Here is a 22050-nt window from a genome sequence, read left to right as displayed (position 1 = left end):
GGGTGGGGTCAGCCGGGGAGGGGCTCGACGCGAGGGTAGGCGCCGGGTCCGACGCTCCCCGCGCCGCCCCGCCCGCTAACCGGTCGTGCGCAGCGTCAGGACGAGCGCGGCGAGGACACGTTGTCCGTCGTGTCCGTCTTGGCGTCCGCCGTGACGCCCGGTGCGTCCTTCGTGTCCGTCGTGCTCGCCGTCGGCGCCGGGTCGACGACCGGGGTGGACGCGGTGGGCACCGACGACTCGGGCAGTGCGTGGGCGTGGGCGTCGGCGTCGGCGTCGGCCGTGTCGCCGTCGACCACGGCCTCCTCGGCCACGAGCTTCTCGCGCACCGCGGCGCGCAGCCAGGTCGTGACGACGTCCGGGGCGATCTCGAGGTCGATGGTGCGCTCGTCGTCGACGTCGACCACCGTGCCGCTGATGCCGGACGTCATGACGACCACATCGCCGACGTGGAGGCTGTTCTGCAGGCTCTTCTGCTGGTTCTCCTGCTTCTTGCGCTGCCGGCTGGACATGAACACCAGACCGATCATGAACAGGATGAGCAGGGGGAAGATCAGGTCCATCGTTCTCCGATCACCGGGGGGCGCGTCGGTCTCGCACCCCGCACTGTCCGTTTCCGAGTCTGCCAGCTCAGGCGAACAGGGTCCCCTGGCCCCGGTCGTCATCGCTCCGGTCGGCGGGGGGCTCCTGCCCCAGATGGCGCCACGCCGCGGGGGTCGCGACACGCCCGCGTGGCGTCCGGGCGAGCATCCCGGCGCGCACGAGGTACGGCTCGCACACCTCCTCGACCGTGCCGGGCTCCTCCCCCACGGCCACCGCGAGCGTCGACACCCCGACCGGCCCGCCGCCGAAGCTCCGCACGAGCGCGCCCAGGACGGCGCGGTCCAGCCGGTCGAGACCGAGCTCGTCGACGTCGTAGACCGCGAGCGCCGCGCGGGCGACGTCGCGCGTGACCGCGCCGTCGGCGCGCACCTCGGCGTAGTCGCGCACCCGGCGTAGCAGGCGGTTGGCGATGCGCGGCGTGCCCCGTGACCGGCCGGCGATCTCCCGGGCGCCGTCGGGGCGCAGGTCGACCTCGAGGATGCGGGCGCTGCGGGTGAGCACCTGCTCGAGGTCGCTGGGCTCGTAGAACTCCATGTGCGCGGTGAAGCCGAAGCGGTCACGCAGCGGGCCGGTGAGCGAGCCGGCCCGCGTCGTCGCCCCGACCAGCGTGAACGGAGCGACGTCGAGCGGGATCGACGTCGCCCCGGGCCCCTTGCCGACCACGACGTCGACCCGGAAGTCCTCCATCGCGAGGTAGAGCATCTCCTCGGCGGGCCGGGCCATGCGGTGGATCTCGTCGATGAACAGGACGTCGCCCTCGAGCAGGTTCGACAGCATCGCCGCGAGGTCGCCGGCCCGCTCGAGCGCCGGGCCCGACGTGATGCGCACGGCGCTGCCGAGCTCGTGCCCGATGATCATCGCGAGGCTCGTCTTGCCCAGCCCGGGCGGGCCCGAGAGCAGCACGTGGTCCGGCGGGGCGCCGCGGCGCAGAGCGCCCTGGAGCACGAGGTCGAGCTGCTCGCGCACGCGGGGCTGGCCGATGAACTCCGCCAGCCGGGCGGGGCGCAGGCGGTTCTCGAGGTCGGACTCGCCGTCCTCCACCGTGGCGTCGAGGGCGCGCTGGAGGCTGCCCTCGAGGTCGTGCTCGTTCACCGCGCCGGCCCGAGGCGCGAGAGCGCGGCGCGCAGGACGGCCGAGGAGTCGGACGCGCCGTGCCCGTTGCTGCCGTTGCTGCCGTTGCTGCCGTTGCTGCCCAGGACCTCGTCGACAGCCTTCTCCGCCGGCTTCGCGGCGAAGCCGAGGCCGACGAGCGCCTCGACCACCTGGTCGCGCAGGGTGCCGGCGGCCACCGGGCTGCTCGGCGGCTCGCCGTCGACGTCGGCGGGGCTCGGCGGCGCGACCTTGTCGCGCAGCTCGACGACCAGCCGCTCGGCGCCCTTGCGCCCGATGCCCGGCACGCTCATCAGCGTCGTGAGGTTGCCGTCGGCCAGGGCGTGGCTCAGCGCCGCGGGGTCGAGCACCGCCAGCGTCGCCAGCGCGACCCGCGGGCCCACCCCGGACACCGTCTGGAGCAGCAGGAACATCTCGCGCTCGGCGGCGTCGGCGAACCCGTAGAGCGTCAGCGAGTCCTCCCGGACCACCAGCGCGGTGTCCAGCCGCGCCTGCTGGCCGCGGCGCAGGCGCGCAAGCGTCGCCGGCGTGGCCTGGACCGCCAGCCCCACCCCGCCGACCTCCACCACGGCGTGGTCGAGCCCGACCGCCAGGACCTCCCCCCGCACCGACGAGATCACCGCACGAGCCTCCGGTCCCACCCGACGAACAGACGTTCGAAGGCTACCGGCCGCCCCCGACGCTCCCGCGGACCGCCGCGCCCGGGCTCCCCCGTCGGGGCGAGGGGCGTGGACGACCGGTCGACCCGTGTCCTCGGGACACGGGTCGGCGGCGACGCCGACGACGCCCACGACAGCCTCGGGAGATCGGGATGGAGAGCTCCCCACGCACCGGGGCGCCGCGGGCAAGGAGTCGGCGCCGGTCGGACGACGTCTCCGGAACGATCTCTCCGGAGTGTCACCGGCGCGAGGGGCACGTCCGGCAGGCGCCGGGCCCTGCCGACCGTGCGGAACGTGCCCCTCACCCGAGGAGGAACTGCGCGAGCACCGGGGCCAGGACGGCGGGGACCACGACGTGCGCCTGGTCGGGCAGGGTGCGCCGCGCGGCGCCCGGGACGGCGTCGGCCACGGCGGCGACGGCGGCCCGCACCCAGTCCGGGCTCGCGCCGCCGTCGACGGCGAGCAGCGGCACGGCGAGCCCGGCGAGCCTCGCGGCGGGCACCGGACCGCGGGCGACGAGCGCAACGTCGCAGGCCAGCGACGGGGCGAGGGCGACGGTGCGCGCCCAGAACGGGGTGGTGCGCAGGCGCGCGACCGGGGCGGGCGCGGCCGCCGGGAAGCCGCCGAGGAACGCGGCCGCGGCGTCGTCGTCCCGGCCCTCGCGCAGGGCGGCGAGCACGGCGTCGGCGAGGGCCCGGCGGGGCGGGGAGTCGTCGCCACGCCAGGGCGGCTCGTGCGCGACGACCGAGGCGGCCGGCACGCCCCGCATCACCGCCTCGAGCACGAGGACCGCGCCCGCCGAGTGCCCGTAGAGCGCCGGGGAACCGCCGGCGTGGGAGACGACCGCGGCGAGGTCCGCGACCTCGGCGGCCACCAGCTCCTCGCCGTCCGGGCCGCCGGCGTCGACCGAGGGATCGGGCGCACCGTCGCTGTCGCCCCGGCCGCGCCGGTCCCACAGGTGGACGGTCGCGCGGTCGGCGAGGGCCTGCGCGAGCACCCGGACGCTCGCCCGGTCCTGCAGCGCGCCGGTCGTCAGCACCAGCGGCGGGCCCTCCCCCAGCGTCTCGACCGCGAGGCGGGTGCCGTCGGCCGAGGTGACGTGCGCGAGGGTCACCGAGCGGCGCGGCGGGCGGCGGCGAGGCGGGCGCGGTGGTGCTTGGCGACCTCGGCGGCGCGGGCCTCGGCTTCCGCCATGCGCGCGATCATCGGGGCGCGCCAGCAGTGACACACCGCGAGCGCGAGGGCGTCGGCGGCGTCGGCCGGGCGCGGGGCGGTCCCGAGCGCGAGCACCCGGGTGACCATCGTCGTGACCTGTTCCTTGCCCGCGCGCCCCGACCCCGTGACCGCGGCCTTGACCTCGCTGGGTGTGTGGAACGCGACCGGCAGCCCGGCGCGCCCCGCCACCAGCGCGACGACCCCGCCGACCTGCGCGGTGCCCATCACCGTGCGCACGTTGTGCTGGGCGAAGACCCGCTCCACGGCGACGACGTCGGGGCGGTGCTCCGCGATCCACGCCTCGACGACGTCGGCGACGGCGCCCAGGCGCTCGGCGACCGCCGCCTCGGGCGGGGTGCGGACGACGTCGACGGCCACGGCGCGCACCGTCCGCCCGCCGCCGCCCTCGACCACGCCCAGCCCGCACCGCGTCAGCCCGGGGTCGACGCCCAGCACCCGCATGGGCGGGACGCTACGCGGCGACCGGCCGGCGACCCGGGCCTCGTCCCCCGGACCGGCGTGTCCCGGTGATCGACCGGCGACCCCGGGATCGGCATGCTGGCCGCGCCGGCGCCACCCCGCGAGGAGGACCACCCCGTGACCACCAGCCCCACCGAGGAGCCCCGCCCGCCGTTCCCGCCGTTCGACGAGGAGTCGGCGCGGGCGAAGGTGCTCGCCGCGGAGAACGCGTGGAACACCCGCGATCCCGAGAAGGTCGCGCTCGCCTACACGGTGGACACGGTGTGGCGGAACCGCGACGAGTGGGTCACCGGGCGGCAGGAGGTCGTCGACTTCCTGACCCGTAAGTGGGAGCGCGAGCGGGACTACGTGCTGCGCAAGTCGCTGTGGACCTTCGGCGGGCACCGCATCGCCGTGCGCTTCCAGTACGAGTGCCGCGACGCCGCCGGGCAGTGGTGGCGCTGCTACGGCAACGAGAACTGGGAGTTCGCCGACAACGGGCTCATGGCCCGGCGCGAGGCGAGCATCAACGACGTCCGCATCGCCGAGGAGGAGCGCCGGCTGCACGGGCCCCGCGCGGACGGGGACACGAGCGAGATCCCGATCTAGGCCCGGGGATCAGGGCCGTTCACGGCCGTGGACCCGGGTCGTCGTGGCGGAAGGTGACGCTGACCCGCGGCCCGGCGCCGGGCCACTTGGGCACCGTGTGCTGCCACTCGTGCTGGCAGCGCCCGCCCATGACCAGCAGGTCGCCCCCGGCCACCGTCAGCCGCGTCGACGCGCCGCCCCCGACCGGCCGCAGGCCGAACCGGCGCGGCGCGCCCAGCGAGACGATGGCGACGATCGGTGCCTCGTGGGTGAACCGGACCCGGTCGCCGTGCCAGGCCACCGAGTCGTCACCGTGGCGGTAGAAGTTGGCGCCCACCCGGTCGAACCGCACGCCGTACCGCTCGGTGAGCACCTCGGCGACGGCCGGCATCGGGTCGGGCGCCTCGGGGATGCGCCAGCCGCAGGTCAGCCGCGGCTCCATGACGTCCTGGTCGTACATGCGGCGCCGCCGCTGGTCCCACGGCGCCTCGGCGACGATCGTGTCGAACCAGGCGTCCGCGCCGGTGATCCAGGCGGGCGCCAGGTCGACCCACGAGCGCTCGTCCAGGACGATGCGGCGCGGCACGACCGTCGGGTCCACGCCCGGGCCCTCGGCGCCCTCGCCCCCACCGAAGAGCGAGGGCGTCCATGCTGCGGTCATCGCCGACCAGTAGAACACATGTTCGATCGGAGGCACACCATGCCGAGCAAGCACGTCGTCGTCCGCGGGCAGGTGCAGGGCGTCTTCTACCGGTCGAGCGCCCGGGACACCGCGAACCGGCTCGGCGTCACCGGCTGGGTGCGCAACCGCGACGACGGCAGCGTCGAGATGCTCGTCGAGGGCGAGGACGACGCCGTCGACCGGATGATCGCCTGGGCCCGGGAGGGGTCGCCACAGGCGCAGGTCAGCGACGTCGAGGTCAGCGACACCGAGCCGCAGGGGTCGCGGTCGTTCGAGGAGACGTGAGGGCCACCGCGCAGCAGGTCCGCCGCTTCCGCCTGTACCGCCAGCACCTCGCCGGCCGCGACGGCGGGGACCCGGTGGCGATCGCGCGCCGGCTGCTCGGGGTGCAGGCCCAGGTGCCCTCGGCCGCGGCGCAGGCGGTCGCGTCGCGCACGGCCACGGGTCGCGCTGACGACGGCACCGTCGACGACGCGCTCACCGCCGGGACGCTGGTGCGCACCTGGTCGGCCCGCGGCACGCTGCACCTGCTCGCCGCCGACCAGGCGCCCGCCCTGCTGGCGCTCCTCGCCGCGGCGCGGACCTGGGACAAGGGCTCGTGGCAGCGCGAGTTCGCGACCGCCGAGCAGATGCGCGCGCTCGAGGCCGCGGTGGCCGAGGTGCTCGCCGACGGCGCCGTCCTCACCCGCGAGGAGCTCACCGCCGGCCTCGTCGCCCACAGCGGGCACACCGACCTCTCGGCGGCGCTCGGCTCGGGGTGGGGCGCGGTGCTCAAGCCGCTGGCCTGGCAGGGGCTGCTCTGTCACGGCCCGCCGGCCGGCACCCGCGTGACGTTCACGAGCCCGCGCACCGCCGTCGCCGGCTGGCCCGGGCTCCCCGACCCCGACGACGCCGCCCGGACGATCGTGCCCGCCTTCCTCGCCGCGCACGGGCCCGCGACGCCCACCGCGTTCGACGCCTGGCTCCTGCGCGGCGGGACCCCGAAGGCGCGGCTGCGGCGGTGGTTCGCCGACCTGGTCGCCGACGGCACGCTCACCGCGGTCACCGTCGACGGCGAGGCCCGGTACGCGCGCACCGCCGACCTCGACGACCTCGACGACCTGGCCGCCGCCGACCCCATCGGGATCCGCCTCCTCGGGCCGTTCGACCCCTACGTGCTCGGCGCGGGCACCGCCGACCCGGACCTCGTGCCGCCCGGGCACCGCCGGAAGGTCAGCCGCGCCGCCGGCTGGATCGCACCGGTGGTGGTCGACGACGGTCGGGTGGTGGCGACCTGGAGCGCCGACGACGACCGCCTCGCCGTCGCCCCGTTCGACGCCCCCGTCGCCGTGCCGGACGGGGAGCGCGCGACGTGGAGCCGCGTGCTGGGCCGGGAGCTCACGGCCCCGGCCTGATCCCGGTGGCCCCGGGTCGACCGCCGTCGACGGCGAGGGTCACCACCAGCCCCGCGTGGTCGGTACCGGGCAGGTCGCGGGTCAGCACGCCGACCGGGCTCGCACGCCCCGACACCAGGACGTGGTCGATCGCCGCGAACGGCGGGACGGTGCGGTCGGTCGGCCAGGTCCCGCGCAGCCCGGCGCCGACGGCGTCCGCCGCGTCGTCCCACCCGCGAGCGAGCAGCGTGCGCAGCGGGCGGTGGTCGAGGGTGGCGTCGAGGTCGCCGACGACGAGGCGCGGCGGCTGGTCCGGCGACACCGCGGGCGGCGGGAGGTCGGTGATCTCCTGCGCCCAGCCGGTCGGGTCGCCGCGGAAGACCGGGGCGGCGGGGTGGGCGACGACGACGTCGACGGGCCCGCCCGGCGCCAGCACCCGCCCCTCGACCTGCGCGAACACGCCCTCGCGCAGCACCATCCCCGACGGCGCGAGCGGGTGTCGGGCCAGCAGCGCGGTGCCGCCCGCCGCGTCGCGCGCCCGAGAGCTGACGAACGGCAGCCCCGCGGTCAGCCCGCCACCACCACCGCGAGCACGGTGACGAGCGGGGTCAGGGCCAGCAGCGCGAAGGCCACCGGGGAGCCCGTCGGGGCCCACCACCAGAACGGCACCCAGGCGGCCACGACCACCGCGGCGACGCCGAGCAGCGCGCCGGCCAGGCGCCTCACGACGGTGTCGGCGCGGCCGGCGCCACGCGCTCGAGGCGCAGGAGCTCCACACCGGCGCTGTCGACGAGCCGGCCCGTCTCCGCGTAGCCCGCACGCCGGTAGAGCCGCAGGTTCTCGTCGCTGCGCGCGCCCGTGACCAGCCAGCTCACGTCGCCCGCGGCGAGCTCGGCGTGCGCGCGCTCCATCAGCGCGCGCCCGATGCCGTGGCCCTGCACGTCGGGCGCGACGGAGTACCGGGCGAGCTCGACGCACCCCGTCCCCGTGCCGGCCCCGCCCCCGCGCAGGCGCACCGACCCGACCAGCCGCGCCCCGACCCACGCCCCGAACGCCCGGACGTCCGGGCGCTGCAGGTCGGCGGCCAGCTCGGCGACCGTCTCGCGCAGCGGCGGGATCTCGGTGGTGCCGTAGCGGCGCGCCTCGGCGAGGTACGCCGCGTACTGCACGGTCAGCGCCTCCCCGGCGTCGCCCGCGGTGAGCCCGGCGACGACACAGGGGGCGGTCACGTGGTCAGCCGACCTCGGCCATGACCTCGTCGGAGGCGTCGAAGTTCGAGTAGACGTTCTGCACGTCGTCGGAGTCCTCGAGCGCGTCGATGATCCGCAGCACCTTGCGGGCCCCGTCCGCGTCGACCTCGACGTTCATCGACGGCACGAACGACACCTCGGCGGAGTCGTAGTCGATGTCCGCCTCCTGCAGCGCGGTGCGGACGGTGACGAGGTCGGAGGCCTCGGTGAGCACCTCGAAGCTCTCGCCGTAGTCGTTGACCTCCTCGGCGCCCGCCTCGAGGACGGCCATCAGGAGGTCGTCCTCGGCGAGCTCGCCCGACGCCTGCGCCTTGGGGACGATGATGACGCCCTTGCGGTGGAACAGGTACGCCACCGAGCCCGGGTCGGCCATGGCGCCGCCGTTGCGGTTCATGGCCGTGCGGACCTCGCCGGCGGCGCGGTTCTTGTTGTCGGTGAGGCACTCGATGAGCACCGCGATGCCGCCCGGGGCGTAGCCCTCGTAGGTGATCGCCTGGTAGTCGGCCCCGCCGGCCTCGGCGCCCGACCCGCGCTTGACGGCGCGGTCGATGTTGTCGTTGGGCACCGACGTCTTCTTCGCCTTCTGGATGGCGTCGTAGAGCGTCGGGTTGGCCGACGGGTCGCCGCCGCCGGTGCGGGCCGCCACCTCGATGTTCTTGATCAGCTTCGCGAACATCTTGCCGCGCTTGGCGTCGATCGCGGCCTTCTTGTGCTTCGTGGTCGCCCACTTGGAGTGGCCGCTCATCGTCTCCCGCCCTTCGTCTCGCGCGTCCCTGCGGCGGGACCTCCCGCGGCGCCGCTCCCGGGGGTCCCGGCCGGCACTGACGCACGGCTCACCGCCGCGCACGCATCCAACGATCCAGTCTACCGAGGTGCTCCCCGCGGCTCCGGGACGGTACGGTGCCGACACAGCTGAGTAGTGATGCGATACCCAGACGAGACCGCACGACAGGGAGCCCGATGGACGTCACCACGCGCGAGCGCACGCACACCTGGTCGGACCCGCGGGCGCTCGCCGCCGAGGCCACCGGCCGCGACGGGCTCGCCTTCCTGCGGGCCGTGGCCGACGGGACGCTGCCCCCGCCGCCGATCATGACGCTGGTCGGCGGGGGGATCGAGACCGTCGAGCGCGGGCGCGTGGTGTTCACGTTCGAGCCCGCCGAGCACCACTACAACCCGATCGGCTCGGTGCACGGCGGCGTCTACGCGACCTTCCTCGACTCCGCGACCGGCTGCGCCGTGCAGAGCACCCTCGAGGCCGGCGTCGGCTACACGAGCCTCGACCTGTCGGTGAAGTTCCTGCGCCGCCTGACCTCCGACTCCGGCACCTGCCGCGCCGTCGGCCACGTCGTGCACGCCGGGCGCAGCACGGCGCTGGCCCGCGCGGAGCTGGTCGACGGCGCCGGGCGGCTGGTGGCCGAGGCGACGTCGAGCTGTTTGATCCTGCGCGGCTGAGGAGACCCGCCGCGGAGTGCCGCCGGACGTGTGGTGGGCTCGACCCGCCGGGCCGCCCGGGACACACCGTGGACGAAGGGTCGAGATGTCTCGCTCACTGCTCGCCGCGGTGGCCGCCGCGTTCCTCGTGCTGGTCACCGCGTGCGGCGACGGCGCGGCCGCCCCCACGCCGCCCGCGGGACCCCCCGACCCGGCCCGGACCGCCTCGGCGGGACCCGGCAGCGACGACGGCGGCCCGGCGCCGGCCGGCGCCGCCACCGAGGGCCTGGTGCCGACGCCGGTGACGGTCCCGCCCGGGCTCGGCGCGGAGCCGTTCGACACGGCGCGCCGGGCGCTGGTGCCCGCCGGCTGGTCGATCGCGGTGTGGGCGCGCGTGCCCGGCGCCCGGCTCGCGGCGTTCGCCCCGGACGGCGCGCTCCTGGTCTCGCGCCCCGGCGCGGGCGAGGTCGTGCGCCTCGTCGCCGGCCCCGGCGGCACGACGAGCACGTCGCTGGTCAGCGGCCTGACCCAGCCGCACGGGCTGTGGTTCGCGGGCTCGACGCTCTACGTCGCGGAGAGCGACGCCGTGCGTTCCTACCCGTACGAGGGTGGGCGGCTCGGGGAGGCGACGACGGTCGTCGACGGGCTGCCCGACGCCCGGAGCCCCGACCTGCGCGGGGCCTACGCGCACGCGCTCAAGAGCGTCGCGGTGGGCCCGGACGGCTCGGTCTACGTCTCGGTCGGATCGACCGGCAACGTCTCCCCCGCCGACCGCGCGTCGACCCCCCAGCGCGCCGCGATCCTGCGGGTCCCGCCCGGGGGCGGGCCCGCCGCGCCCTTCGCCCGCGGCGTGCGCAACGGCACCGGGCTCGCCGTCGCCCCCGACGGCGCGGTGTGGTCGGCGGTCAACAACCGGGACGACATCCCGTTCCCCTACGACCGCCCCTACGGCAGTGGTGACGGCGACGACGACGGCTCCGCCCGCGGCCGGGTCATCCCCGACTACGTCGACGACCACCCGCCCGAGGAGCTCGTGCGCCTCTACCCCGGGCGCGACGTGGGCTGGCCGTACTGCAACGCGGACCCCGACGTCGACCCCGGCGTGCCGACGAGCGCGCTCGACCCGTCCGACGTCCCCTTCGTCGCCGACGCCGAGACCAACCCCGACGGCCGGGCGCTGGACTGCGCGGCGCTGACGCCCGTCGAGCAGACGATGGGCGCGCACTCGGCCCCGCTCGGGATGGCGTTCGGGACGCTGCCCGCGCCGTACGGGCAGGGCGCGCTGGTCGGGGTGCACGGGTCGTGGAACCGGCAGACGCCGCGGGCGCCCGAGGTGTCGTTCTACCCGTGGCGGGGCGGCGGTCTCGACGGCCAGCGCACGCTCGTCGGCGGCTTCCAGGGCCCGGACGGCTCGCGGTGGGGACGCCCGGTCGCGGCCGTCCCCGGTCCCGACAGCGCCGTGTACGTCACCGACGACGGGGCCGACGCGGTTTACCGGGTGGCGCCGCCGGGGCTGTGACGCCAGGGTCGACGCCACGGCCGCGGACGCTCGGTCCCACCGTTTGTGGCCCGGTCGGGTGGGGCACGAGACCGTCGTCACGACCACGGGAGGGGACGCATGAGCGACCAGATCACCGTCACGCGCACCGTCGACGCCAAGCCCGACCAGCTGTTCTCGCTGCTGGCCACGCCGGGGCGCCACCACGAGTTCGACGGCGCGGGCATGCTCCAGGGCGTCGAGGGCAACGCGACGGTCAGCGGCGTCGGCGACCAGTTCGTCATGAACATGCGCAACGACGCGCTGGGCGACTACCAGATGCTCAACACCGTCACCGCCTACGAGCAGGACCGCGAGATCGCGTGGTCGCCGCAGCTGCACCCGCTCGACGGCTACACCGACAAGCTCGGCGACGTGCAGGCCAAGGGCCACGTCTGGCGCTGGCGGCTCGAGCCGTCGGGCACCGGCACCGAGGTCACCCAGACCTACGACTGGAGCGCCGTCCGGGACGACCAGTTCAAGGGCTTCTTCCCGATGGTCACCGAGGAGCAGATGGGCCGGACGATCGACAACGTCGCCGAGGCCGCGACCTCCTGAGCGGTCCCGGCGAGCCCGTCAGCCGGTGTCCGGGCCGCGCGCCCCGGGCCCCGGCGTGCTGCGGACCCGGTCGCCGGTGCCGACACGGTGGCCGGCGCGGCACTCGGCCACCATCGTCACCGGCTCGCCGCAGCCCTCGTGGCGCACGACCACGGGCGGCGCGTCGGCGCGGTGCCGGTCGCCGTACTCCATGAGCGCCATGAGCACCGGGCGCAGGTCCTGCCCGGCCGCGGTGAGCCGGTACTCGCGCCGCGCCCGGCGCCCCGGCTCGCGGTACTCCGCGGTCTCCACCAGCCCCGCCTCGGCCAGCACCGCGAGACGCCGCGCGAGGACCGTGCGCGCGATCCCGAGGTGCGCGACGAGGTCGTCGAACCGCCGCACGCCGTGGAGCAGGTCGCGGACGACGAGCACGGTCCACGGCTCGCCGAGCACGGTCATCGTCCGCGCGATCGAGCACGCGCCGCTGTCGAGGTCGCGCCAGCGCAGGGGCTCCGTCACCGCGAGACCTCCCGCACCAGCTCGATCGCCCGGGCCAGCGTCTCCAGCCGGGCCGTGAGGTCGGCGCCGGCGGGGTAGAGCCGCACCGTGGTGATCCCGGCGTCGCGCCACGCGCGCAGCCGCTCGCGCACCCCGTCCTCGGTACCGATCAGCGTCGTCGCGGCGACCATCTCCCGCGGCACCGCGGCCGCCGCGTCCTCCCGCCGCCCCGCCTGCCACAGCCCGCGGACCTCGGCGGCGACCTCGCGCCAGCCCTGGCGGGCGTAGGCGTCGTGGTAGAAGTTCCGCGTCGCCGACCCCATGCCGCCGAGGCTGAACGCGAGGCCGGCGCGCCGCTCGTCGAGCATCGTCGCGAGCTCGGCCTCGTCCCACGCGAAGGCGACCTCGGCGCCCTGGCACAGGTCGAGGTCCGCGAGCGTGCGCCCGGCCGCCGCCGCGCCCGCCGCCAGCGGCTCCAGCGAGGTGGCCGCGCCCTCGGGGACGAAGCTCGTGCCGAGCCAGCCGTCGGCGACCTCGCCGGTCAGGTGCAGCATCTTCGGCGACAGGGTGGCGAGGTGGATCGGCACCCGCACGTCGGCGGTCACCGACACCCGCATCGGCCGGGCCTCGCCGGGCAGCGGCAGCGTCACGTGCCGGCCGTCGTGGCGGACCTTCTCGCCCGCCATCACCCGGCGGACCACCTCGACGGTCTCGCGCATCCGCCCCAGCGGGTGGGCGAACGACACCCCGTGCAGGCCCTCGAGCACCTGCGGCCCCGAGCTCCCGAGACCGAGCAGGAAGCGGCCCTCCGACATCGTCTGCAGCGTCAGCGCGGTCTGTGCGATCAGCGCCGGCGACCGCGTGCCGACCTGCACCACGCCCGACCCGAGCAGCAGCCGGTGGGTGCGCGCGGCGAGGTAGCCCAGCGGCGACGGCGCGTCGGAGCCCCACGCCTCGGCCACCCAGCAGACGTCGAGCCCGAGGCGCTCGGCCTCGACGACGAAGTCGACCGTCTCGGCCCACGGCGCGCCGGAGGCCTCGATCGTCGTGGCGGTGCGCATCACGCCTCGGCGCGCTCCTTGATCCCGGCGAGCGTGCGCTCGATGCCCTGCCGGAACTCGCGCAACCGGCCGGCCACGATCCGCTCCTCCTTGTCGGGCAGGCGCTCGATCACCGTCGTGAGGTTCGACGGGCCGGGCCCGAGCTGCGCCCACTGGTGGAGCTCGGTGCCGCCCTCGACCGGCGTGAGCGTGAAGCGCCAGATCGCGCTGGGGTTGTCGGGGTCCATGACCGCCCAGGAGAAGCGGCGGGCCTCGTCGCACTCCACGACCGTCGAGACCGTCTCCCACTCCCCGACCTGCGGGTGCGCGTTGCGGCCGCGGAAGCGGTGCCCGACCCCCGGCTGCTCACCCTCGCCCGGCCCGTCCGGGGCGGGCAGCCAGTGCGCCTCCTGCAGCTCCTCGGAGGTCTCGGCGACCACGCCGATGTCCCGGACCAGCGGCCACACCCGCGCGGGCGGGGCCGCGACGTGGACGGACGCCTCGACGGTGGGGCGGTCGGTGTAGCGCATCGCCGCAGCGTATCGGGCTGGGTGCGCGGACGACACCCAGCGAGTCAGGTGCTGACCCGGTCCCGGACCTGGCGCAGGAACAGGTCGTGGAGGCGGGCGTCGCCGGTCTGCTCGGGGTGGAAGGCCGTCGCCATCACCGGGCCCTGGCGCACGGCCACGACCTTGCCCGACGCCTCACCCCGCACCGACCCGGGGACGCGGGCGAGGACCTCGACGCCGCGGCCGGTCGACTCGACCCAGGGCGCGCGGATGAACACCGCCCGCACCGGACCGCCGTGGATGCCGGTGACCGCGAGGTCGGTCTCGAACGACTGCACCTGGCGACCGAACGCGTTGCGGCGCACGGTGATGTCGAGGGCGCCGAGCTGGTGCTGGTCGGGGCGAGCGTCGACGGCCTCGCGCGCCAGCAGGATCATGCCCGCGCACGACCCGAACGCCGGCATCCCGGCGCGGAGGCGCTCGCGCAGCGGCTCGAGCAGCTCGAACGCCTCGAGCAGCTTCGACAGCGTCGTCGACTCGCCGCCCGGGAGCACGAGCCCCGCGACCTCGGCGAGCTCGGACGGGCGGCGCACCGGGCGCGCGTCGGCCCCGCACGCGCGGAGGGCGTCGAGGTGCTCGGGGACGTTGCCCTGGAGGGCCAGGACGCCGACGGGTGCGCTCACGCCCCCCAGTCTAGGAACCCGTCAGCGCGGCAGGACGAGACGCAGCACGCGCTGGGTCGCCGACGTCGCCGCGTGGCTCCACGCGCTGATGGGGGCCGTGACCACGGACTTCGCGCCGCGGCTCCAGGCGTCGATCGGGGCCTCGGCGATCGAGCTCGCGGCCCGCGTCCACGCCGTGATCGGGGACAGCGCGACCGCGGTCACGCCCTCGTTCCAGGCCCTCACGGGCGTCTCGACGTAGATCCGCACGGCGCGCGTCCAGACCTCGACCGGTGTCAGGGGGCGGCTCATGGCGACCGACGCTACGGACCGAGGAGCACCGGCCCGGCGCGGCGGACGGCCCGGTCGCATCCGGGTCAACCGCCTCCCGCGACCAGACGCGCCACCGCCTCCGCCCCGTGGCCCGCGGCGAGCAGCGGCGCCCGTACGTCGCGCTCGAGGTCGGGGCGGTGGCCGGCGAGCAGGTGGCCGGGCCCTCGACGGTGACCGAGCCGAGCGCGGCGGGCAGCAGCACCGACCGCCCGCGGCCCAGGCCCTCGACGTGGTCGCCGACCCGCAGCCGCAGCGGGGCGCCGACGTTGGTCAGCACGGTCGCCGCGGCGACGTCGATCGTGGCGCGCCGGGCGACGCGCCAGCGGTCGAGGGCGAAGTACGGGCCGGCGGTGAGCACCACCCGCGAGACGCCGTCGTCGACGTCGATCGCGAGGCCGGGCCGGAACTCCGGGCGCGGCGCGGGGTCCCACTCCGCCAGCAGCGTCTCGATGTTGGCCCGCTGCTCGTCGGGCGGGACCGGCGAGCCGTCCTCCATGTGCCACGGCATCGCGTGCTGCACGACGTCGGAGGTCTGCTCGATCTCGTGCACGAGGGTGTCGGGGCCGAAGGAGTGCAACGTCCCGCCCGGTACGTAGATCGTCTCGCCCGCGCGCACCGGCAGGCGGCGCAGCACGGCGTCGAACTCGCCCGCGAGCAGGGCCTCGCGCAGGCGGTCGGCGTCGACACCGGGCCGCGTGCCGCACAGCGCGGTCGCCCCCGGCGCGGCCTCGAGGACGTGCCACGCCTCGGTCTTGCCCGTGGGCGTGCCCTCGAGCCGCTGCGCGGTGGCGTCGTCGGCGTGCAGGTGGACCGGCAGCGTGCCGGCGGCGTCGATGAGCTTGGTGAGGAACGGGAAGACCGCGTCGTGGCACCCCGGCCCGAGCAGCTCCTCGGGCCACGTCGTCACCAGCTCGCGCAGCGGCCGGCCCGCCAGCGGCCCGTCGACGACCACCGAGGCCGTGCCGTCGACGTCGCTGACCTCCCACGCCTCGGCGATCCGCCCGCCCGGCAGGTCGTCGCGGCCGAGGCGGTCGACGACCGCGCGCCCGCCGAAGACGTGGCGGGCGATCGGGGTGGACAGGTGCAGGGGCAGGGAGGGCAGCAGGGAGGACCGCCGGGCGGTCACAGGATCGGCGTCCCGCCGGTGACCGCGATCCGGGCGCCGGAGACGTAGCTCGCCTCGTCAGAGGCCAGCATCACGTACACCGGGGCGAGCTCCACGGGCTGGCCCGCGCGCCCCAGCGGGGTGTCCTGGCCGAACGACGCGACGGCCTCGGCGGGCATCGTCGCGGGGATCAGCGGGGTCCAGATCGGGCCGGGCGCGACGCTGTTGGCGCGGATGCCGCGGTCGCCGTACTGGCGGGCGAGCGCGGCGGTGAAGTTGGCGATGCCGGCCTTCGTCGCGTCGTACGCGATGAGCCCGGGCGGCGGGTTGTCGGAGTTGATCGACGTCGTGTTGATGATGGACGCGCCGGCGCCGAGGTGGGGCAAGGCGGCCTTCGTGACGTGGAACATCGCGTCGAGGTTGGTGGCGATGGTGCGGTCCCACTCCTCGTCCGGGATGTCCTCGAGGCGCTCGCGGACCATCTGGAACGCCGCGTTGTTGACCAGCACGTCGAGGCGGCCGAACGCGTCGACGGTGCGGGCGACGAGGTCGCGGCACGCCTGCGGGTCGGTGAGGTCACCGGGCACGCGCAGCACGCGGCGGCCGGCGTCGGTGACGAGACGCTCGACCTCCTTGCCGTCCTCCTCCTCGGCCGGCAGGTGCCCGAACGCGACGTCGGCGCCCTCGCGCGCGAACGCGATCGCGACGGCCCGCCCGATGCCGCTGTCGCCGCCGGTGATCAGCGCGACCTTGCCGGTCAGGCGGCCGGAGCCGGTGTAGCTCTCCTCGCCGCAGTCGCTCGGCGGCGTCATCGCGTGCTCGTAGCCGGGGTGCTCCTGCTGGTGACCACTCATCCCGGAGGGGTCACCGATCGTGCGGCGCGATACCCGTCTATCCGCCGGTGCCGCCCGGATCACCGAAGCGGGCGCGGTACTCGTCGAGGTGCTGGGAGGCGCACATGCGCTCCTCCTGCTGGCCCTGGGCCTGGGCCATGCACTCGTCGAGGGTCAGGCCCTCGCCGAAGGTGCCGATGCCGAGCAGGCCGGGCACGACCAGCCACGCCCCGACGATCAGCCCCACGAGGGCGAGCACGAAGCCCCCGAGCGACATGCCGCCGCTGCGCCGCGGGTCGTGGAACGCGCGCCGCGAGCCGACGAACCCGGCGACCAGACCGAGCAGGCCCAGCACGAGGGCGACCCACCCCAGCCAGTCCATACCCGCCCACAGTGCGGCGGTCAGGCCCGTCCCCGCGGCGACCAGGCCGAGGGCGAGGGCGAGGGTGCCGAGACCGCCGTCGCGCTCACGCGGGTCCCGCTGGCGGTCCTGCCGGGCAGGGGGCGGGGCGGACGTCATGCCGGCATCGTGCCAGCGGCCCTCACTCGGCGGCGTTCGGGTAGCGCTGGTTGAACTCGGCGAGGTGCTGCGACTTGCACATGTGCATCTCGCGGGCCGTCGTCGACTGCGCCATGCACTGGTCGAGCGTCAGCCCGTCGCCGAACCCGCCGGAACCGAACAGCGTCGGCCAGACGATGACCGCGCCGACGACGAGCCCGACGGCGCCCGCGACGAGCCCGCCCAGCGACGACGCGCCGTCGGTCGCGAGGTCGTGGAACGCGCGCCGCGCACCCAGGTAGCCCGCGATCACCGCCGGCAGGCCGAGCACGACACCCGCCCAGCCCGTCCAGCACGTGGCGGCGGCGAGCAGGCCGAGCACGAGCGCCGGCGTGCCCATGCCGTTGCGCCGGGCCGGCTCCGCGACCGGCTCGGGCTCGTCGGCGGGCGTACGCCGGCCCCGGGCCGGCGACTCCGGGGCAGGCTCGGGCACCGCCCGCACGACGTCGGTCCGGGCGTCCGGGTCGGCGGGCGCCTCCTGGCCGCGGAGGTCGACCAGCCGGCGCGGGGAGCCGTGCGGGGTGGTCATCGTCGCGATCGTCCCATGCGTCGGTGTGGTCGTCCGGGGAGCCTCACCAGCCGCGGGTGGCGAGCCGCTCGGCGTCGGGCATGTCGGCGGTGGTGCGCCCGACCATCGCCTCGCCGAGCCCGGCCGAGACCTTGGCGATGACGTCCGGGTCGTCGTGGAAGGTCGTCGCGCGCACGATCGCCTCGGCGCGCCGCGCCGGGTCGCCGGACTTGAAGATGCCCGAGCCGACGAAGACGCCCTCGGCGCCGAGCTGCATCATCATCGCCGCGTCGGCGGGGGTCGCGATGCCGCCGGCGGTGAACAGGACGACGGGCAGCCGGCCCGACTCGGCGACCTCCTGGACCAGCGGCAGCGGGGCCTGCAGCTCCTTGGCCGCGGCGTAGAGCTCCTGGGGGTCCGTGCGCGACAGGCGGCGGATGTCGGCGCGGATCGCGCGCATGTGGCGGGTGGCCTCGACGACGTTGCCGGTGCCCGCCTCGCCCTTCGAGCGGATCATCGCCGCGCCCTCGCCGATGCGCCGCAGCGCCTCGCCGAGGTTGGTCGCCCCGCACACGAACGGCACGGTGAACGCCCACTTGTCGATGTGGTGCGCCTCGTCGGCGGGGGTGAGCACCTCGGACTCGTCGACGTAGTCGACGCCGAGCGACTGCAGCACCTGCGCCTCGACGAAGTGGCCGATGCGCGCCTTGGCCATCACCGGGATCGAGACCGCGTCGACGATGCCGCGCACCATGTCCGGGTCGGACATCCGGGCGACGCCCCCGTCGGCGCGGATGTCGGCGGGCACGCGCTCGAGGGCCATGACGGCGACGGCCCCGGCGTCCTCGGCGATCCGCGCCTGCTCGGGCGTCACCACATCCATGATCACACCGCCCTTGAGCATGTCGGCGAGGCCGCGCTTGACCCCTCCGGTGCCGGTGGTGGTGGCGGTGTCGGGCCTGGTCACGGTGGTCCTCCGGTGCACGTACGACGGCTGCGTCGGTGGTGGGTCCCCCGCGATCGTACGGCCGCGGGGAGGCCCGGTGCCGTGACGCCGTGCACCCCTCGGTCCGCGACTCAGCGCAGGGCGTCGAGCATCGCCGCGAGCTCGGTCCACGCCGGCTCGAGCGCGTCCGGCTCGTCGGCGAGCCACAGGGCCGCCTCGTTCATGGCGCCGCCGAGGAGGTGCGCCAGCGGGGCGACGGGGCGCGGCGCGAGCAGACCCCGCGCGACCAGGCCCTCGAGCGCCTCGACGAGGTGGCGCTGCGAGGTCGCCTCGTCGAGCGCGCGCCACTGCGCCCACCCGAGCACCGCCGGGCCGTCGACGAGCGCGATCCGGACCCGGGCGGGGTCGGTGCTCGCCACGAGGAACGCCCGGCACCCGGCCCGCAGCTGCGCCCACGGGTCCCCGCCGGTGTCGCGGCCCGCCGCCCGCGCCGCCGCGACGACGGCGTCGGCGACCTCGGCCGCGACCTCGCCCAGCACCGCCCGGAACAGCTCGGCCTTGCCGTCGAACTGGTGGTAGAGCGCGCCCTTGGTGACGCCCGCGGCCGCGACGATCTCGGCCAGGCCGACGTCGGCGTACCCGCGCGACGCGAACAGCGTCCGCGCCGCCCCGACGAGCGCCCGGCGCGTGCGCTCCTTCTGCTCGACCCGCACCCCGGCCACGACACCTCCGCTTGACGTACCGATGGTACGTGAGCACTCTTCGACGTACCAACGGTACGCGAAAGGACACGCCCATGGGACCGACCGGCTTCTACCCCGTTCTCGGCGTCGCCGACGTCGACGCCTCCCGCCGCTTCTGGGTCGAGCGCTTCGGCTTCGAGGTGGTCTTCGCCGTCGACTGGTACGTCAGCCTGCGCCGCGGCGCCCACGAGCTGGCCTTCGTCGCCGCCGACCACCCGACCGTGCCCGCCGGTTTCCGCACCCCGGCCCGGGGGCTGCTGCTCAACGTCGAGGTGCCCGACGTCGACGCCGAGTACGAGCGGCTCGTCGTGCGCGGGGGCCTGCGCCCCGAGCTCGACCTGCGCTCCGAGGAGTTCGGCCAGCGCCACTTCATCGTCGCCGACCCGGCCGGCGTGCTCGTCGACGTGATCACCGAGATCCCCGTCGGCGCCGCGTACGAGGACGCCGCTAGGTGCCCTTCGGGCTCGTGAGCAGAAAGAAGTGCTCCAGCACTTCTTTCTGCTCACGAGCGCCGGAGGCGCACCTGGTGGTGGGCTAGTGGATCGCGAGCGGCACCGGGCCGGGCTCGAGCGACCGGGGGTCGGCGAGCAGGTCGGGCAGCTGGTGCGGGTGCACGACGTCGAGGGTCACCGCGAGCTCGGCGGGGGTCCACCAGCGGTGCCCGCGCACCGTCCGGGCCTCGTGCTCGGTGAACGCCGTCGCGTCGATCTCGCCGGAAGGGACGTGCACGGCGTGGAAGAGCTCGCGCCCGGCGTAGGTGGTGCCGTCGGCCTCGAAGACCACCTCGCGTACCCAGAGCGGCCCGCGGACCTGCTCGGCGGCGACCTCGAGCCCCGTCTCCTCCCCCACCGTGCGCGCGACGGCGGCCACGGGGTCCTCGCCGGTCGCGACGCCCCCGCCGGGGGCGAACCAGAACGCCTCGGCCGGCCGGGCCGGGTCGACGCCCTCGAACAGCAGCACCCGCCCGTCGTCGTCGACGACCACGGCGCGCACCGCGTCCTGGGCCACGTGCACCGCGGCGGGCTCGACCACCACGCCGTCGGGGCCCGGCTCTGCGATCTCGAAGTACGGCGGCATCGGGGCCGTGCCCGCGAGGCGCAGCCAGCGCACCATCCGCCGTCCGCGCAGCGCGCGGGTGTCGCGCACCGCGTCGTTGTAGATCCGCCGGGCGACCGAGACGCGGGCGTGGACGTCGGCGAGCTCGGCGGCCAGGTCGGCGGGCAGCGCCGCGGTGTCGAGCGGGACGAGCGCGCGGGTCAGGTCGTTCTCGGCCTCCTCGCGCTCGGTGTCGAGGACCCCCTCGCCGGCGGCGCGCGTCGCGGTGGCCGCACGGGCCGCGGCGCGCAGGGCCCGGCGGTCGCCGTCCGCGAGCGCGACCGGCCCGGCCGTCGCGGCGATGGCCCGCACGATGGCCGCGCGCCGGTCGAGCACGGCCGCGAGGCCCGCGGCCGCGGCATCGGTGCGCACGTGCAGCCGGTCCAGCCGACGGGCCCGGGCGACGAGCACCGCCGCGGTGACGATCACCAGCAGCAGGACCGCGGTGACGACGATGACCACCAGCACGCCGGTGGGGCCGAGGAGGGTCACGGGGACGACGGTAGGTCGTGGCCCGCGCCGGCCGGCGCGCGGTCCGCCCTCCTCGGGAGGGGGCTCGCGGCGACGCGCCGGGGATCGGCCGCCACGGCGACCTCGTACACCCGCAGGACGGCGGCGGCGACCACCGACCAGTCGAAGGCCGCTACGCGACGCCGCCCGGCGAGGCGCAGGGCGTCGCGCCGGGCGGGGTCGTCGAGGAGCGCCGCGATGGCCGCGCCCCACGCCGCGGCGTCCCCGCTCGGCACCGCGACGCCCGCCGGCGGCTCGCCGAGCACGCGGCGGAAGGCGTCGATGTCGCTCGCGACGATCGGCGCGCCGGCCGCCATGCCCTCGGCGAGCACGACGCCGAAGCTCTCGCCGCCGGTGTTGGGCGTGGCGAGCAGGTCCACCGAGGCGAGCATCGACGCCTTGGTGGCCTCGTCGACGGCGCCGAGGAGCTCGATGCGGTCGGCGAGCTCGGGGCCCGCCTGCTCGCGCAGCTCGTCCTCGTCGCCGCGGCCGACCACGAGCAGCCGCAGGTCGGGGCGGGTGGGGGCGAGCGGGCGCAGGGCCTCGAGCAGCAGCGGCATGCCCTTGCGGGGCTCGGTGTAGCGCCCGACGAACCCGACCGTGGCCCCGTTCCCGTGGTGGCCGTGCCCTGGCAGCGGCGGCGCATCCGCGAAGGCCGCGACGTCCACCCCGTTGGGGATCTCGACGGCGTCGCCGCCGAGGTGCTCGACGTAGACCTGGCGCGCCAGCGGCGACACCGCGATCCGGGCCGTGACGCGCTCGAGCAGCGGGCGCAGCACCGGCTCGAAGAAGGTCATGGTGCGCGAGCGCGGCGTCGAGGTGTGGAACGTCGCCACCACCGGGCCCTCGGCCACCACCAGCGCGAGGAACGACAGGCTCGGCGCGGTCGGCTCGTGGACGTGCAGGACGTCGAAGTTCCCGTCGCGCAGCCACCGCCGCACCCGCGCGAGCGAGACCGGCCCGAACGTCAGCCGGGCCACCGAGCCGTTGTACGGGATGCCGAGCGAGCGCCCCGCGCGCGTCACCCCCGCCGGCACCGGGGTGTCGTCACCGGCCGGCGCGAGGACGTCGACGTGGTGGCCCAGGCCCGTCAGCGCGCGGGCGAGGTCGAGGACGTGGGCCTGGACCCCGCCGGCCACGTCCAGCGAGTACGGACACACGATCCCGATGCGCATGGCGCGCCCAGCCTATCGACCGCGCGTCGGACCCCCGTGACCACCGCCGGCACACGGGCCCGTCGGGGCGAGGGTGACGTCCGCTGCGTC

Annotated in this window: 29 protein-coding genes; 7 read left to right on the top strand and 22 right to left on the bottom strand. The window is 76.1% G+C overall.

The genetic code is table 11. The features are described 5' to 3' along the window. Nucleotides 1-95: 95 nt before the first annotated feature. The 5 genes from yajC to PH190_RS17645 form a co-directional block, all read right to left on the bottom strand. Nucleotides 96-560 (bottom strand): preprotein translocase subunit YajC, encoded by a 465-nt coding sequence (gene yajC, locus PH190_RS17665; RefSeq protein ID WP_274232837.1) that lies wholly within the window; start codon nucleotides 558-560, stop codon nucleotides 96-98. Between the two features lie 67 nt (nucleotides 561-627). After that, the gene (ruvB, locus tag PH190_RS17660; RefSeq protein ID WP_274232854.1) at nucleotides 628-1641 is read right to left on the bottom strand and encodes a Holliday junction branch migration DNA helicase RuvB; all 1014 of its coding nucleotides are present in this window, start codon (nucleotides 1639-1641) and stop codon (nucleotides 628-630) included. A 47-nt stretch (nucleotides 1642-1688) separates the two neighbouring features. After that, on the bottom strand, nucleotides 1689-2330 hold the full coding sequence (gene ruvA / locus PH190_RS17655) for a Holliday junction branch migration protein RuvA (RefSeq protein ID WP_274232836.1): 642 nt from the start codon (nucleotides 2328-2330) through the stop codon (nucleotides 1689-1691). Between the two features lie 340 nt (nucleotides 2331-2670). After that, on the bottom strand, nucleotides 2671-3483 hold the full coding sequence (locus PH190_RS17650; RefSeq protein WP_274232835.1) for an alpha/beta fold hydrolase: 813 nt from the start codon (nucleotides 3481-3483) through the stop codon (nucleotides 2671-2673). After that, nucleotides 3480-4046, bottom strand: coding sequence for a crossover junction endodeoxyribonuclease RuvC (locus PH190_RS17645; protein ID WP_274232834.1), 567 nt, complete (start codon nucleotides 4044-4046; stop codon nucleotides 3480-3482). The genes PH190_RS17650 and PH190_RS17645 overlap by 4 nt, the downstream gene beginning before the upstream one ends. Before the next feature lie 93 nt (nucleotides 4047-4139). On the opposite strand from PH190_RS17645, the gene PH190_RS17640 reads away from it, so the two are divergent. Continuing rightward, the gene (locus PH190_RS17640; RefSeq protein WP_420791663.1) at nucleotides 4140-4652 is read left to right on the top strand and encodes a nuclear transport factor 2 family protein; all 513 of its coding nucleotides are present in this window, start codon (nucleotides 4140-4142) and stop codon (nucleotides 4650-4652) included. A gap of 19 nt (nucleotides 4653-4671) precedes the next feature. Here the strand turns inward: PH190_RS17640 and PH190_RS17635 are convergent, their stop codons facing one another. Beyond that, complete coding sequence (locus PH190_RS17635) at nucleotides 4672-5292, bottom strand: alpha-ketoglutarate-dependent dioxygenase AlkB (protein WP_274232832.1); 621 nt, start codon at nucleotides 5290-5292, stop codon at nucleotides 4672-4674. Nucleotides 5293-5331: 39 nt separating this feature from the next. On the opposite strand from PH190_RS17635, the gene PH190_RS17630 reads away from it, so the two are divergent. Both PH190_RS17630 and PH190_RS17625 read left to right on the top strand, forming a co-directional pair. After that, nucleotides 5332-5598: an acylphosphatase gene (locus tag PH190_RS17630; RefSeq protein WP_274232831.1), complete on the top strand. Its 267-nt coding sequence runs from the start codon at nucleotides 5332-5334 to the stop codon at nucleotides 5596-5598. Next, a complete protein-coding gene (locus tag PH190_RS17625; RefSeq protein WP_274232830.1) occupies nucleotides 5595-6707 on the top strand; it encodes a winged helix DNA-binding domain-containing protein in 1113 nt (370 codons plus the stop codon). The genes PH190_RS17630 and PH190_RS17625 overlap by 4 nt, the downstream gene beginning before the upstream one ends. Here the strand turns inward: PH190_RS17625 and PH190_RS17620 are convergent. The 4 genes from PH190_RS17620 to PH190_RS17605 are packed head-to-tail and all read right to left on the bottom strand — an operon-like array spanning nucleotide 6691 to nucleotide 8681. Next, nucleotides 6691-7245: an endonuclease/exonuclease/phosphatase family protein gene (locus PH190_RS17620; protein WP_337993827.1), complete on the bottom strand. Its 555-nt coding sequence runs from the start codon at nucleotides 7243-7245 to the stop codon at nucleotides 6691-6693. The genes PH190_RS17625 and PH190_RS17620 overlap by 17 nt on opposite strands. An 8-nt stretch (nucleotides 7246-7253) precedes the next feature. Continuing rightward, entirely contained in the window at nucleotides 7254-7412 is a 159-nt protein-coding gene (locus PH190_RS17615) for a hypothetical protein (RefSeq protein WP_274232828.1), read from the bottom strand. After that, complete coding sequence (locus tag PH190_RS17610; protein ID WP_274232827.1) at nucleotides 7409-7915, bottom strand: GNAT family N-acetyltransferase; 507 nt, start codon at nucleotides 7913-7915, stop codon at nucleotides 7409-7411. The genes PH190_RS17615 and PH190_RS17610 overlap by 4 nt, the downstream gene beginning before the upstream one ends. Nucleotides 7916-7919: 4 nt before the next feature. After that, on the bottom strand, nucleotides 7920-8681 hold the full coding sequence (locus PH190_RS17605; protein WP_274232826.1) for a YebC/PmpR family DNA-binding transcriptional regulator: 762 nt from the start codon (nucleotides 8679-8681) through the stop codon (nucleotides 7920-7922). Nucleotides 8682-8836: 155 nt separating this feature from the next. Here PH190_RS17605 and PH190_RS17600 point away from each other — a divergent pair, with 155 nt between their 5' ends. The 3 genes from PH190_RS17600 to PH190_RS17590 all read left to right on the top strand — a co-directional run bounded on the left by PH190_RS17600 (nucleotide 8837) and on the right by PH190_RS17590 (nucleotide 11465). Further along, nucleotides 8837-9391, top strand: a complete 555-nt coding sequence (locus tag PH190_RS17600; RefSeq protein ID WP_274232825.1) for a PaaI family thioesterase — start codon at nucleotides 8837-8839, stop codon at nucleotides 9389-9391. A gap of 85 nt (nucleotides 9392-9476) precedes the next feature. Beyond that, nucleotides 9477-10889: a PQQ-dependent sugar dehydrogenase gene (locus PH190_RS17595; RefSeq protein ID WP_274232824.1), complete on the top strand. Its 1413-nt coding sequence runs from the start codon at nucleotides 9477-9479 to the stop codon at nucleotides 10887-10889. A 99-nt stretch (nucleotides 10890-10988) separates the two neighbouring features. Further along, entirely contained in the window at nucleotides 10989-11465 is a 477-nt protein-coding gene (locus tag PH190_RS17590) for an SRPBCC family protein (protein ID WP_274232823.1), read from the top strand. Between the two features lie 18 nt (nucleotides 11466-11483). Here PH190_RS17590 and PH190_RS17585 read toward each other — a convergent pair whose 3' ends face one another. From PH190_RS17585 to PH190_RS17540, 10 genes are all read right to left on the bottom strand, one after another. Beyond that, nucleotides 11484-11963: a winged helix-turn-helix transcriptional regulator gene (locus tag PH190_RS17585; RefSeq protein ID WP_274232822.1), complete on the bottom strand. Its 480-nt coding sequence runs from the start codon at nucleotides 11961-11963 to the stop codon at nucleotides 11484-11486. Further along, nucleotides 11960-13003 carry an LLM class flavin-dependent oxidoreductase gene (locus PH190_RS17580; protein WP_274232853.1) on the bottom strand — a complete coding sequence of 348 codons (1044 nt, stop codon included), beginning with the start codon at nucleotides 13001-13003 and terminating at the stop codon, nucleotides 11960-11962. Before PH190_RS17580 ends, PH190_RS17585 begins: the two co-directional genes overlap by 4 nt. After that, entirely contained in the window at nucleotides 13003-13512 is a 510-nt protein-coding gene (locus PH190_RS17575; protein WP_274232821.1) for an SRPBCC family protein, read from the bottom strand. The genes PH190_RS17580 and PH190_RS17575 overlap by 1 nt, the downstream gene beginning before the upstream one ends. A gap of 44 nt (nucleotides 13513-13556) precedes the next feature. Then, complete coding sequence (gene pdxT, locus PH190_RS17570; RefSeq protein WP_274232820.1) at nucleotides 13557-14174, bottom strand: pyridoxal 5'-phosphate synthase glutaminase subunit PdxT; 618 nt, start codon at nucleotides 14172-14174, stop codon at nucleotides 13557-13559. 10 nt (nucleotides 14175-14184) lie between these two features. Further along, entirely contained in the window at nucleotides 14185-15612 is a 1428-nt protein-coding gene (locus PH190_RS17565; RefSeq protein WP_274232819.1) for a class I mannose-6-phosphate isomerase, read from the bottom strand. Beyond that, the gene (locus tag PH190_RS17560; protein WP_274232818.1) at nucleotides 15609-16445 is read right to left on the bottom strand and encodes an SDR family oxidoreductase; all 837 of its coding nucleotides are present in this window, start codon (nucleotides 16443-16445) and stop codon (nucleotides 15609-15611) included. The genes PH190_RS17565 and PH190_RS17560 overlap by 4 nt, the downstream gene beginning before the upstream one ends. Before the next feature lie 37 nt (nucleotides 16446-16482). Next, nucleotides 16483-16944 (bottom strand): hypothetical protein, encoded by a 462-nt coding sequence (locus tag PH190_RS17555; protein ID WP_274232817.1) that lies wholly within the window; start codon nucleotides 16942-16944, stop codon nucleotides 16483-16485. Nucleotides 16945-16966: 22 nt separating this feature from the next. After that, nucleotides 16967-17512 (bottom strand): hypothetical protein, encoded by a 546-nt coding sequence (locus PH190_RS17550; protein ID WP_274232816.1) that lies wholly within the window; start codon nucleotides 17510-17512, stop codon nucleotides 16967-16969. Between the two features lie 43 nt (nucleotides 17513-17555). Next, nucleotides 17556-18458 (bottom strand): pyridoxal 5'-phosphate synthase lyase subunit PdxS, encoded by a 903-nt coding sequence (gene pdxS, locus PH190_RS17545; protein ID WP_274232815.1) that lies wholly within the window; start codon nucleotides 18456-18458, stop codon nucleotides 17556-17558. A gap of 110 nt (nucleotides 18459-18568) precedes the next feature. Beyond that, nucleotides 18569-19159 (bottom strand): TetR/AcrR family transcriptional regulator, encoded by a 591-nt coding sequence (locus PH190_RS17540; RefSeq protein WP_274232814.1) that lies wholly within the window; start codon nucleotides 19157-19159, stop codon nucleotides 18569-18571. Between the two features lie 74 nt (nucleotides 19160-19233). Here PH190_RS17540 and PH190_RS17535 point away from each other — a divergent pair, with 74 nt between their 5' ends. Then, on the top strand, nucleotides 19234-19650 hold the full coding sequence (locus tag PH190_RS17535; RefSeq protein WP_274232813.1) for a VOC family protein: 417 nt from the start codon (nucleotides 19234-19236) through the stop codon (nucleotides 19648-19650). A gap of 64 nt (nucleotides 19651-19714) precedes the next feature. Here PH190_RS17535 and PH190_RS17530 read toward each other — a convergent pair whose 3' ends face one another. Together PH190_RS17530 and PH190_RS17525 are read right to left on the bottom strand one after the other, a co-directional pair. Then, nucleotides 19715-20767: an NUDIX hydrolase gene (locus PH190_RS17530; protein WP_274232812.1), complete on the bottom strand. Its 1053-nt coding sequence runs from the start codon at nucleotides 20765-20767 to the stop codon at nucleotides 19715-19717. Further along, nucleotides 20764-21960: a glycosyltransferase family 4 protein gene (locus PH190_RS17525; protein WP_274232811.1), complete on the bottom strand. Its 1197-nt coding sequence runs from the start codon at nucleotides 21958-21960 to the stop codon at nucleotides 20764-20766. The genes PH190_RS17530 and PH190_RS17525 overlap by 4 nt, the downstream gene beginning before the upstream one ends. Nucleotides 21961-22050 lie beyond the last annotated feature (90 nt).

It is taken from the genome of Actinomycetospora straminea (assembly GCF_028737255.1).
GTDB lineage: Bacteria > Actinomycetota > Actinomycetes > Mycobacteriales > Pseudonocardiaceae > Actinomycetospora > Actinomycetospora straminea.
Note: the sequence above shows the minus strand (reverse complement) of the source record. Positions and strands in the feature narration are given on the sequence as shown.

Excerpts from the sequence above, each read along its gene's own strand:
- PH190_RS17645 (WP_274232834.1), bottom strand. The coding sequence starts at position 4,046 with ATGCGGGTGCTGGGCGTCGACCCCGGGCTGACGCGGTGCGGGCTGGGC.
- PH190_RS17595 (WP_274232824.1), top strand. The coding sequence starts at position 9,477 with ATGTCTCGCTCACTGCTCGCCGCGGTGGCCGCCGCGTTCCTCGTGCTG.
- PH190_RS17555 (WP_274232817.1), bottom strand. The coding sequence starts at position 16,944 with ATGACGTCCGCCCCGCCCCCTGCCCGGCAGGACCGCCAGCGGGACCCG.
- PH190_RS17535 (WP_274232813.1), top strand. The coding sequence starts at position 19,234 with ATGGGACCGACCGGCTTCTACCCCGTTCTCGGCGTCGCCGACGTCGAC.
- PH190_RS17550 (WP_274232816.1), bottom strand. The coding sequence starts at position 17,512 with ATGACCACCCCGCACGGCTCCCCGCGCCGGCTGGTCGACCTCCGCGGC.
- PH190_RS17590 (WP_274232823.1), top strand. The coding sequence starts at position 10,989 with ATGAGCGACCAGATCACCGTCACGCGCACCGTCGACGCCAAGCCCGAC.
- PH190_RS17630 (WP_274232831.1), top strand. The coding sequence starts at position 5,332 with ATGCCGAGCAAGCACGTCGTCGTCCGCGGGCAGGTGCAGGGCGTCTTC.
- PH190_RS17640 (WP_420791663.1), top strand. The coding sequence starts at position 4,140 with ATGCTGGCCGCGCCGGCGCCACCCCGCGAGGAGGACCACCCCGTGACC.
- PH190_RS17635 (WP_274232832.1), bottom strand. The coding sequence starts at position 5,292 with ATGACCGCAGCATGGACGCCCTCGCTCTTCGGTGGGGGCGAGGGCGCC.
- PH190_RS17580 (WP_274232853.1), bottom strand. The coding sequence starts at position 13,003 with ATGCGCACCGCCACGACGATCGAGGCCTCCGGCGCGCCGTGGGCCGAG.
- yajC (WP_274232837.1), bottom strand. The coding sequence starts at position 560 with ATGGACCTGATCTTCCCCCTGCTCATCCTGTTCATGATCGGTCTGGTG.
- PH190_RS17575 (WP_274232821.1), bottom strand. The coding sequence starts at position 13,512 with ATGCGCTACACCGACCGCCCCACCGTCGAGGCGTCCGTCCACGTCGCG.
- PH190_RS17525 (WP_274232811.1), bottom strand. The coding sequence starts at position 21,960 with ATGCGCATCGGGATCGTGTGTCCGTACTCGCTGGACGTGGCCGGCGGG.
- PH190_RS17560 (WP_274232818.1), bottom strand. The coding sequence starts at position 16,445 with ATGAGTGGTCACCAGCAGGAGCACCCCGGCTACGAGCACGCGATGACG.
- PH190_RS17605 (WP_274232826.1), bottom strand. The coding sequence starts at position 8,681 with ATGAGCGGCCACTCCAAGTGGGCGACCACGAAGCACAAGAAGGCCGCG.